General features: G+C 50.3%; 9 protein-coding genes. 6 read left to right on the plus strand and 3 right to left on the minus strand.

All coding sequences use genetic code 11. The features are described 5' to 3' along the window. The first annotated feature begins 460 nt into the window (after positions 1-460). The 6 genes from BMY45_RS28070 to BMY45_RS27060 all read left to right on the plus strand — a co-directional run bounded on the left by BMY45_RS28070 (position 461) and on the right by BMY45_RS27060 (position 7526). Positions 461-847: a hypothetical protein gene (locus BMY45_RS28070; protein ID WP_124302461.1), complete on the plus strand. Its 387-nt coding sequence runs from the start codon at positions 461-463 to the stop codon at positions 845-847. Then, on the plus strand, positions 835-2061 hold the full coding sequence (locus tag BMY45_RS28075) for a hypothetical protein (RefSeq protein ID WP_143071713.1): 1227 nt from the start codon (positions 835-837) through the stop codon (positions 2059-2061). The genes BMY45_RS28070 and BMY45_RS28075 overlap by 13 nt, the downstream gene beginning before the upstream one ends. Before the next feature lie 81 nt (positions 2062-2142). Further along, positions 2143-3354, plus strand: coding sequence for a DUF4297 family anti-phage-associated protein (locus BMY45_RS27045; RefSeq protein ID WP_092403451.1), 1212 nt, complete (start codon positions 2143-2145; stop codon positions 3352-3354). Between the two features lie 15 nt (positions 3355-3369). Next, complete coding sequence (locus BMY45_RS27050; protein WP_092403453.1) at positions 3370-5055, plus strand: ATP-binding protein; 1686 nt, start codon at positions 3370-3372, stop codon at positions 5053-5055. Positions 5056-5410: 355 nt separating this feature from the next. Next, entirely contained in the window at positions 5411-5935 is a 525-nt protein-coding gene (locus BMY45_RS28080; RefSeq protein ID WP_143071714.1) for a hypothetical protein, read from the plus strand. A gap of 298 nt (positions 5936-6233) precedes the next feature. Next, the gene (locus tag BMY45_RS27060) at positions 6234-7526 is read left to right on the plus strand and encodes an NHL repeat-containing protein (RefSeq protein WP_092403457.1); all 1293 of its coding nucleotides are present in this window, start codon (positions 6234-6236) and stop codon (positions 7524-7526) included. Positions 7527-7722: 196 nt separating this feature from the next. Here BMY45_RS27060 and BMY45_RS27065 read toward each other — a convergent pair whose 3' ends face one another. The 3 genes from BMY45_RS27065 to BMY45_RS27080 form a co-directional block, all read right to left on the minus strand. Further along, complete coding sequence (locus BMY45_RS27065) at positions 7723-7998, minus strand: hypothetical protein (RefSeq protein ID WP_092403459.1); 276 nt, start codon at positions 7996-7998, stop codon at positions 7723-7725. Continuing rightward, entirely contained in the window at positions 7995-8975 is a 981-nt protein-coding gene (locus tag BMY45_RS27070) for an integrase domain-containing protein (protein WP_092403461.1), read from the minus strand. The genes BMY45_RS27065 and BMY45_RS27070 overlap by 4 nt, the downstream gene beginning before the upstream one ends. A gap of 861 nt (positions 8976-9836) precedes the next feature. Further along, positions 9837-10115: a DUF3077 domain-containing protein gene (locus BMY45_RS27080; RefSeq protein WP_092403463.1), complete on the minus strand. Its 279-nt coding sequence runs from the start codon at positions 10113-10115 to the stop codon at positions 9837-9839. Positions 10116-10640 lie beyond the last annotated feature (525 nt).

Raw genomic sequence — 10640 nt, forward strand, 5'->3', positions numbered from 1 at the left:
GGTTGTGATGGCCTCATCGCGAGCAGGCTCGCTCCCACAGAGTTCAGTGTGTGGATAGGAAAGTGGATGTGCAGAAACAACAAAGCCCTCGCATTCCTGCGAGGGCTTCGTTTTGTATGGTGCCGGCACCAGACGAACGGTATGTTTCGGCGGGGCTAGGTTTTTCGGGCGTCTGGAGTTGGGTGGAAAACTCGGCGTACCCCAACTAGTAACTATAAATAAATCAGCTAGTTATGGCGTTCGGTGGAATCGAATTCGGGATTTTTTAGATGTCAGCGACATTGTCGCTCTGTAAGTAATTCAGAGCCGCATACGAATGGTAAACCTCCTGAATTCGCACGTACGACTGCAGTCCTCATTTTTTTATCAAGTTGACTTGCGTGGGAACCGGTATCCCGTCTACCTTTTGTTACTTAATGCTGGCTTGATGCCTCCACCGCTACAACTCAAGGAGCGAGCTGTGCCATATACGCCAAATCCCCAACACCGTAATGGCGGCTATGCGGCAGTAAAGTCGCAATGGTCTATCTCGCAGCCTGAGGAAGTCGCGTGCTTCGATCTCGCGGTTCAGGCCGAATGGGCATTCAGAAACAGCTTTTGGGGATTGCACATAGGGGCTGCCGGTCTTGGCCCTTTAGGAGTGGCTCCTCCGCCGTCATCTTGCCAACTACATATCGCAAAATTTGTAGGCGATGCGATTGGCAACTGGCATGGTTATCCTGTTGCTCATTGGCTCTCCCCTTATGACAAGCCAAGTGAAACGATTCTTTCTTCTTGGTTTGAATTAGGCCTGATTAGTAAGCCAAAAATGGCCAAAATTCATAGGGGCAAACAATGCGCTCTGTAAAGCTCACTATTGCGGGAAGCTACTGGGATTCGCAAATATACTCGGGAGAGCTATTACTGTTCGACAACGATGGAGGTTTACATCGTATTGACTGGTCAAGCTTTGTAGACCAAATCGCCTTTAAAAATGACGATATCCAGACTGCCGTGCGTGTCGCTTTTTCAGATAGCGATCTTTTTTATAATCCGAAGGTTGTAAAAATATTGCGCGACCCGGATTTAGAAGCGCCTATTAAAGCACAGCTTTCCAAACTATCGAGTCTTGAACTTCACGAAAGTAAAGAGTCATGGGAGAAAATCTGGACAACAGAAAGCACGCCTTTCAACTTTTTACCAACCGACACCGAAATCTACTATAACAATATCTTTGCAGGTGGAAATGAAGGCCTATACTCCGCACCCCGCCAAGGGCGTCCCAGCGGTCGATTCACTTCAACTTTTAAGCCCAAGCGTCACCATGATGCGACAGTGCTCCAAGTAAAAGCTTCCGATAGTTACACTGCTATTGCTACCGCTTCAGGCGGCGATGGGCTATTCGATTTTTCTTTATTGAAAGGCTCTGGAGAAACGCTGAGCAAAGCACGAAAAATAGCGGAAAGACCATGCAACGCGTGCGACTGGGCTTTTCAGAGCGTGCTTGGGTGGAGTGCAAACTCGGCTTTTATGGCTTCGTTTAGAGAAGAGAAAGAACCGAATTCAAAGAAAACTATCAGAGTAGTCGACAGAGTTATTGACCAAAGCGAAATATTTCAGAGTTCATCTGATAAAGACAGCTTTACTTGGGGTGCCCGTGAAAAACTCTATAAACTGACAGACGGGCACATAGAGATTCAGCACTATCGGGCAAATGAAAAAAAATCTAAAAAGAAATATAGCAAGAAATTCAACGCGATTGGTTTGTTGGACTTTAAAAATCCATCGCCTGTGGTGATTGCGTCTGGTACTGCCTCTTTCGGAACTGTGCTTGAATTCTGCGACAGAATACTAGTACTGCGTAGTGATGGATCGGAGGAGGAGTTTCTAGAAGAGCCCGTACATTGGCGAATTTTCCCAAGATCTGAACATTACAGTAATCAATTACATATAATTTATGAAGATAGACTCGTAGTTATATCCTTTGTGCATGATTATTTTGTTGATCAGAGTTCAAAGTTGTTTGGGTTTTCCAAAGGTAAAAATGAATATTCAGAATTTGACTCTGAACCTTATGTTTAAGGTGCTGAATAACAGCTGAGTCGCCCATGCTTTCCTAGACGAATCTGGCGGCGAAGGAAACTGATAGTAACTGGACATGCCATGACCGACAGAAGCGCTGTTGATACTATTCGAGGGTATTTTTACCAGTTCGACCTGTCCATTCTCAGCGTCTTACAACTGGCGGCGCCGGACGATTGCATCGAGATCGAGTGCACCGAGGACATCGATATCCGAACTGCGACCGACGTCACGGCTACGCAGTGCAAATATTACGCAAAGACCGAATATAACCACTCCGTCATCAAAGACGCGGTGAAACACATGGTGTCCCATTTCGGTGAAAGTTTGGCGGGAACGAAACCGAAAGTTTTGTATTCCATTAAGGGACATTACCTCACCGGGCAGGAAAAATTAGATAATAAGATAGACGTCGACTTCCTTAAAAAGCACTTCCTAACCTACACGAAGAAAAAAGTTACCTACTATCATCACGTAGACTTAGGTCTCTCCGATGCCGATCTTGAGGAGTTTCTAACGCGTCTCAGTATCGACGTGAGGGCGAAAGAGTTTGACGAACAATTTCGCGAAGTGATAAAGACTCTCCAAGCTATTTTCGGAGGAACCCCTTTCTCTGCTGAGTACTTTTACTACAACAATGCACTAGCAGTTATCCGGGAGCTCTCAATCAGAGCTGCGCCGGCGGACCGGTCAATTACGAGAAAGACGTTTTTAACAAGAATCAATACCTCGACTGTCCTATTCAACGAATGGTTCGTCGAGAAGAAGGGTAAGAGGGCCCACTTAGCCGCGCTTCGCAAAGAGTACTTCACGGAATTCAACGTATCCCCGTTCGAACGCTTCTTCTTGGTAGAAGTTGATATGGGGTCGTATGATCGAGGTGACCTCAAGGATTTATTCTTCGAGATTTCCAAGAAGTGGGCCAAGTTGTCCGCGCGGGAACCTTCTCCTTTCTGCCCATATATCTATGTCCATGGAATCACAGATAACGAGCTCGTTTTACTAAAGCGAGAGCTCTGTACGGAAGGATTCAAGTTAATAGACGGTCACGATTTCCAGGGCTCGGATTTCAGTTGTCTCTCAATCATGCAGAAGGCGACGCATGGTAATGGGATAAAAATTAAGGTTCTAAACTCACTTCCCAACGTCGAACAAACCGTGGAAGCCATTACGAAAACACGGCGTATCTATCAGTTCTACTTGGGCGACTGCTATTACGATTACGATAAGCCAGCGGTTAAACACGTCAAAATACAGGTAGAACGGCTATCAGACGTCAAATCCATCATCTAACACAGGTACGTGGACATGGTATACGCAAAGGAAGAAGAGCAAATCAACGCCCAAGTGATCGCGGTCTTCCCCGACAAGGTGCGCATTGTCGTAGATGACCTCGAAGACTTTAAGGTAGCAGAAGAATCCTTAAAGGTCGGTTCTTACGTCAAGATAGCGGACAACGAGAACGCAATCCTTATCGCTATTATCGAAAACTTCCAGATCGCCGTCAGCGCGCACGGTAAGCGGGATTATATTATCGAAGCTTTTCCCCTCGGTATCTTGAGAGACGGCAAATTCGAACGCGGCGGCGATTCGCTCGCGATTCCTCCGAAGGAAGTGCAGCCGGCGACCATCGCCGACATTAAGAAGATTTACGACGACTCGGTTCCGAAAGAAACAAGGTTTCTATTTTCGACTCTGGCTTCGAACGGGAACGTGCCCGTGCCCGTGAACGGGAATAAGTTCTTCAATAAGCACATTGCAGTGGTCGGCTCCACCGGCTCGGGAAAATCGCATACTCTGGCTACAATTATTCAGAGAGCTGTAAAAGGAAAAGACGGCGATTTTTCACTAAATAACTCGCACGTAATAATTTTCGACATCCACTCTGAGTATAAGTCGGCATTTCCTTCCGCAAACCATATCGACATCTCGAATCTCGTCTTGCCATATTGGATGCTAAACAGTGAAGAGCTTGAAGAGTTCTTTCTCGACACGGAAGCTAACGATCATAATCAGAGGAACATTTTCAAGGAAGCGATTGTTAGGGATCGACGCGCAAAATTCAGTGGGTCCGAAGCCGAAAAGCAAAAAATCCACCTCGATACGCCGATCGTTTTCGACATTAAAGAGGTGCTTGCGTATGCCGTCGCAAAAAACGAAGAAATGGTCGATACTGGAGAGGTCTACGCGTCTAGCAACAAGGAAAAGGGCGGGCAGGCTAAATACACGCAGGGTAGTCTCTATGGGAAGTTAACCAACTTCGTTAATAGACTAGAGAATAAAGTTAACGACAGTAGGCTTGATTTTTTTCTAGGTGAAAAATCAAAAATTATCACGTTCGAAGAAACACTAAAAAAGCTCCTAGGGTACACTTCGCAAAGCGAGTCGAACGTTACCGTTATTGATCTTAGTGGAGTTCCATTCGAGGTGCTGAGCATAACAGTCTCACTCATCTCGCGCCTTATTTTCGAACATGGATACATTTACAAACGCATCCGTTGCGCCAAGAATCCCAACGAAAAGGTTAACAACGACGTGCCAATCCTGCTTGTGTACGAGGAGGCGCACAAGTATGTGCCTAATAGCGAACTTTCCAAGTATCGTTCATCTAAAGTCTCCATTGAGCGTATTGCGAAGGAGGGGCGGAAGTATGGTGTCACCTTGTTGTTAGCGAGTCAGCGTCCTTCCGAAATATCTGAAACGATCTTTTCTCAGTGCAGCAACTTCATTGCGATGCGCCTTACTAATCCTGCAGACCAAGGGTACGTGAAGAAGCTACTTCCGGACTCGCTTGGCTCGTTGATCGACAAAATGACATCGTTCCGGCAAGGGGAAGCTTTACTGGTAGGTGAATCCATCATACTTCCGTCAATTGTCCAGATCGAACCGTGTGCTGACGCACCATCCTCAAACGACATCCCCTACTGGCAACTCTGGAAGGAAGAGTGGAGAGCCATGGACTTCGCGACAATCAAGGCAGAGTGGTACAAGTAACCTCCGTGCACGTGCATGTAGGGGCTTGAGGGGAGCGGCGAGCGTCTGCTCTTGGCCGGTTTCTGCCTATCGCGACGGGCAGGATTCGGCCAAAAGCGGCCATCTCGGGAAGATGGTTAATACCTCGTCACGAGTATCATTAGCCGACACCAAACAGGCCACGGGCGCGCGGCTAACGACTTCGTAATCTCCTTGGGGCTATGTCGCTTGTCCGCACCTCATACCGCTTTTCCACCGACCCTTGCAAGCTGCTGCTGAAGGACTTAGCTGGCGACCAGGGACTTTATCAGACACAATTGGCGGAAAGTGTTTCCCGTTTGTGTCGTCTACTTATAGTTAGGAGTAATTGGCAACTATGTGGGTAACTCAAAGCTACCTAGGAAATCCAGACGAAGACCCCAAGGTTTACGCCTATTATCTTTTCGAGGACTACAACGGAGAACAAGAGAGTTTTACTCGCCAGATTGAAGGCAAGCTCGCTCACGTTGGAGATCAATTCGGCCCACATGCAACAATTTTGATGCCGAACAGGCACAACACCCCTCGTATAGAAGCAGAAGTACGCGATGCTCTTGGTGAGTTCTGGTGGGAGCTTCAAGGCCAGCTCCCCGGAATTCTTGTCTCGACCACAAAACTTTCAAAACTACTAGTTAAAGATGGCCAGCATCATTTCTTTTCTCTAAAGAAATGCGAGCTAGACTCTGCCTTTGATGTTATTACATCCGTACATCGCCTAATGCAGCAATGCGTTGAGTACCAGCATAAAAATCAGACTCCCCAGCCCCCAGAAACGATCTTTAAACGGCTGCTAAGCTCAATTGAGGCGAAACCTGGAATTTACGGATTCAGTGTTGACTTGAAGAGGCTGTTCAAGAAATAGCGAGCTCCTAACAACGCGCTCAACTATCGCTCACTTCGTTCGCTGCACGTCAAAAAGCTACGCTTTTGGACGCCCGTTAGCTTAACCGTTAGAGTCGTTTGGGGGGCTAAGTGGTCGACCGGCAGCTTCTGGCCGATTGCTATCAGCCACTAAGACTGGTTCGGACCAAGAACATGGTCGAAGGCATTACAGAGGTTCGTTGAGGTAAGCCGAGCCATCCAATTCCAGAGTATGTAGGCATGTCCAATCAGCGAGCTTATCAAGCTCTGAAACTAATCCCTAGGCTCAAGTGAGAGAGATGATGACCTCCAAAAAAATTGTCCGCGCGATTATTGCTCGTTTTGACCTGCTGGGTAATTTTGACCGCGATTTCAACAGAGGAAAAGGTATTACCTTGGGCACAGGATTAGGGTCGACTATGGGCCTGTGCATTGAGCAATCTTCCGAGCACATTTGCATATCTGGTTTGCAACGTGAAGAGCCGCCTTTGCCACCATGGACCGACATTGTGAGCAAAAAAAATTACTTTGCACTTAAGCTCAACCAAAGTGACGGGTCAATGTACACACCCTTTGGTGGGATAGGTCTTTGTGTGAGGCCCTTGCCAGATCCGCTTATGGGTATTGACGCCACTTGGGTTACAACCCCGGTTGGCATGGCAATGACCGAAGATGGCAAGGTCACGCTCTGTGGCGGGGTCGAGTCACCAAGTGATGAAATTGAGAACCCAGCTGCTTTTGTGCGCCTTACAGCGAAAGGAGCCTTTGATCACACCTTCGGAATTAGCGGCGTTGTTCTGGAAGATCAAACAACATCTGCTCACTCTACCTTTTACGGCTTTGTCCGCATGCCCTCTGGTGGGCTTATCGCGGGTTTCTTGCGAAACTCATCCACCAACAAACTGGATTTTATTCATTACGACCCACCAAACGAAGACACTTACCATTCAATTGCAGACTTTGGTATCCAAACTATTTTGACCCCCCGTAGAATTTTTAGCTTTGAGGACAGCGTATATGTGGCTGGCCGTGCGCGCCAAGATGGCGAAAAATCCACAAGTTACTTCATAGCACGCTTAAACAGCACAGGCCACCCCGACCCTGCATTTGGCACCGGCGGGATTGTGGTGAGCAAATTTGGCACAGCCAACATTGAGATTCACGCACTGCACGTGTCGCACAGTGGTATCTGCATTGCAGGTTACGCAGGTGGGCATGAAGACACATTAGCACTCGCAAAATATACTTTTACCGGAATCCGAGACACTACATTTAGCGGTGATGGAAAGCGTCTCGTTACTTACGAGTCCATTAAGGATTTGAATGTTAGTAGCCTTGCAGTCAGCGTAGATGGAACCATTTATGTGGGCGGATCGGCTAAGCAGAAAGTATTTCTCGCAGCTTTCAAAGCTAACGGGGATACATTCGATAGTTTTGGAGAAAACACGTTGCCCGTTGAAATTGGCACTTTGCTGTTCGAATATTTTGACCGGCCTGATGGTGCTGATCCAAAACATTTTGCCTGTACTAGCCTTGCTTTGAGTCCTGATGGCAAGAAGCTTGTCATCTGCGGTTACTCAACCGAGGATTGAGGGGAGCATAACCCATAATTCCACCGGACCCTGAGCGATAAGGCCGCGCAACGTCCGGTGAGTTAAAACGTTAGAAACCAAACGGGTAGTACCGTGGGCTGAATCACTCCGGGTTTCGTAGACACGTCCTGTGTCGACTCTTGGCTAACTACACTCTATCGCCAGCGGCTGCTTTTGGCCGTTTTCTGACCTTCGTTTAGCGGTTGAACTGCCAGGGTTTTCCTAAGCGATGAGTGAGTAATTGCATGGTCAGCAAATAGTAATAGCACGTCGATTCAGTGTGCTGGTTTAGGTGGTGATTCAAAAACCACGCAAGGTGTTTTCTCTGCCAAGTCCATGGATTGTCGCGTTGCCAGCGCTCAGCGATTGCTGATTGGATAGCCTTTGCCTGACGAAGGTGGCGTTGGCGTGTGGTATGCGACCCGGTCAGGACGCCTGACAGGAACAGCTCCATATCGAATGCCATGCTCATGCTCTACCACCAATGTAAGCCGACACCACGTCGATACGGCCGTGCCCCAGCTCATAACTGACTTGCGCTCGGGCCTCCTGATCAAGGCGTCGGTCGAACTGGTAGCAGTTGCCGCCGTAGATGGGCGCAAGATGTCGAGTGATTTGCTCATAGCGTTCGCACGCGTAGGCTGCACGCAATTCATGGAAGCCTTTGAGGTTGTGCTTATGGAGGATGTCCCGTGCGGGACCGACGATTCCCTGCAAGAAATCGAGGTAGCGTTCGTTCGGTGCAAGCAGGTTGCGGCTACCGTCGGGCGAGACTTGTTCGGCAAACCTCAGTGCGTCACGAATATGATCATCTACCGTAATCCAACGAGGTGCTGACGCGCCTGAACGGCCACCTTTGGTGCCGTCCTGGATGTTGATCTTGCCGAATTGCTTGGCTTCACGTTTTAGACGGGGAAGGTCGGCCAAAATCGCCTCGCGCAAGCGCATACCGGTGGCTCGCGCTAACTGAGCGATGGCCGCGGCGCGCGGCTGCTGGTTTTCGCAAAGCACGTCGACGATCCGCTTCACCTGTTCGCGATCTTGGCCTTGCGGCGCTGAACGACGAACACTGGTGCGCCGCATTCCCAGCACCTTACTCGGGCTCGGCACTTTCACATACTGATCACCGCGAAGCGCGGCCATGGTCCGGTTGACGCTGGACAACCGGTTTTGCGCTGTGGCGATGGCCAGCTCACCTTGTTCAACTTGTTGGCGCAGGTGTCCGGCGTAGTCCAGCAAGGTCTGCCGATTAATCTGTCGCGCATCGTTAAACCCCGGCTCTTCCTCCGACCGACACCAGCGTACAAACGCCTGCCAGCGATCACTGTGCGCTTTGACCGTCCCGTAATGCCCACCGCCAAACAGATCTTTCAGCGCTTGCGGCCCCGCATAGCTCAATTGCCGGCCACAGCCAAAATTGCGCCCATCCCGTCTATCGACCAATGCCATGATCGAACTCCTCTCGAAGCCAAAACTTTTAAAATTTTCCCCACGTCATCCCGCCAAGGATGTTGAGTGTTATCAGGGCCCCTGCGACCTGTGAGGGTTGTCCACTAACGCGGGACTGGCGGCTCCTTACGACCGAGAGCTAGGGCATCTCATGATCTGGCCTCCTGAGCACTTCCGAGGAAGCGGGCGGGTGGAGGCAGCGCTGGCTGACGAGAGCAGCGCCGCGAGATCCTGAGTCGGGTAAAGGCAGTGACGAGATGACCGGGGCATGCCTGACTGTCAGTCAGGTGCAGTCCATTCCGTGGGCTGCGGCACCATCATCTACATCGCTGTTGCTGGTGACTTCGGTGTTTGTCACGCCGATTGTCACGAGGGGGAATGCCGCAAACCCTTGTACGAGTTGGGCTGCAGCAGTGGTAGGAGCGCCCGTCTCTTTCCGGGAGAAAGAGGCGGGCGCAGGTTGGCGCACGGAAATGGCCAAGCGGATAGGTTGCTGCAGGGCAGTATGAAAGGGGATGAGTTGCCGCAGTGGGCACACTGATAAAAGTAGGCATCCATCACATCGCTGTGCCGTGCGAGCCGCCGGACGCTAATTCGCACTTTGGGAGAACCACCACCGTGTGGCGTAGCCTTAAAGGTTCTGGCTACCTGGGTTGCTGTCGACGATAGCGCTTTGCCCGATCTTTACTACGCCTGTGGATGAAATTATCCACTGGTGGAATTTGTGGTTTTTCGCAGAAAGTGGCTTGGGCTTTGAGAATTTGTAGGGCGGTCCATCCAGACAGGGCAGCTTTGCAGCCTTGTCTGGATGGGCCCGCGCGGAAGGCCGCCTTAGCGAGCAGCATTTCGCCATCCAACAACTTAAGCGGAATCACTCCCCGGTGCTTCCAGCACCTTCACCACGTCATCAATCACTGCCTTGCTCATATCCTGCAAATAACACGACGCCCAAGCATACCGATCCGTGCTGCGAATCATCGCCGCGTCCTCGGCCAAAAGCTTGGCAACGTGGAGCAGGTCGGAAGCGTGGGACAGGGCTTCGCCGATGGGGACACCGCTGGTGACGCGGAACAGTGGACGATCGGAGTGGAAGGAGAAGGGGGTCAGGCCTGGGGTTTTGAGGTCTCTGGGATGAGTCATTGTGCGCCTCCGATTGTCAGTCGGCGGCAGGTAACGGCTGGCGAAGCGCAACGGCAGAAAAACGGCGAATCCATGGCATGCATCGATAAAACTCCCATATCAAGTGAGAGCTGCCACGTTCGTTCTCAGGCGAATGGGTGGCAGCTGTGCGCGGGCTGAGAAACCGGAGATACAGGAACCCGGCAGACCCGAAGGTCTCCCACGCACAGCCGCCATTGCACGAAATACGGGCATAAAAAAACGCCGCAAAACGTGGTTAGGGCGCTGTAGCGCCTGCATCTTACTCGGGTTCTCAGGCCCGGTCGCTGAATTGGCAGCGACGTTTGGAGGGTAGCGGTCGATTGGATAGGGGACAATCGTGGCGCGATGCTGGCGGGGCTGGAATTGTGTGTCCGGAATTAACGCATCTGGGGCGAACGAGCGAGCTTGTGTCTGTATGGCAGATTGTCGGTGGTTGTGATGGCCTCATCGCGAGCAGGCTCGCTCCCACAGAGTTCAGTGTGTGGATAGGAAAGTGGATGTGCA

The organism is Pseudomonas sp. NFACC39-1 (assembly GCF_900110355.1).
Lineage (GTDB): Bacteria > Pseudomonadota > Gammaproteobacteria > Pseudomonadales > Pseudomonadaceae > Aquipseudomonas > Aquipseudomonas tehranensis.

Coding starts and splice junctions, on each gene's coding strand:
- BMY45_RS28075 (WP_143071713.1), top strand. CDS start 835: ATGCGCTCTGTAAAGCTCACTATTGCGGGAAGCTACTGGGATTCGCAA.
- BMY45_RS27045 (WP_092403451.1), top strand. CDS start 2,143: ATGACCGACAGAAGCGCTGTTGATACTATTCGAGGGTATTTTTACCAG.
- BMY45_RS27050 (WP_092403453.1), top strand. CDS start 3,370: ATGGTATACGCAAAGGAAGAAGAGCAAATCAACGCCCAAGTGATCGCG.
- BMY45_RS28080 (WP_143071714.1), top strand. CDS start 5,411: ATGTGGGTAACTCAAAGCTACCTAGGAAATCCAGACGAAGACCCCAAG.
- BMY45_RS27060 (WP_092403457.1), top strand. CDS start 6,234: ATGATGACCTCCAAAAAAATTGTCCGCGCGATTATTGCTCGTTTTGAC.
- BMY45_RS27065 (WP_092403459.1), bottom strand. CDS start 7,998: ATGAGCATGGCATTCGATATGGAGCTGTTCCTGTCAGGCGTCCTGACC.
- BMY45_RS27070 (WP_092403461.1), bottom strand. CDS start 8,975: ATGGCATTGGTCGATAGACGGGATGGGCGCAATTTTGGCTGTGGCCGG.
- BMY45_RS27080 (WP_092403463.1), bottom strand. CDS start 10,115: ATGACTCATCCCAGAGACCTCAAAACCCCAGGCCTGACCCCCTTCTCC.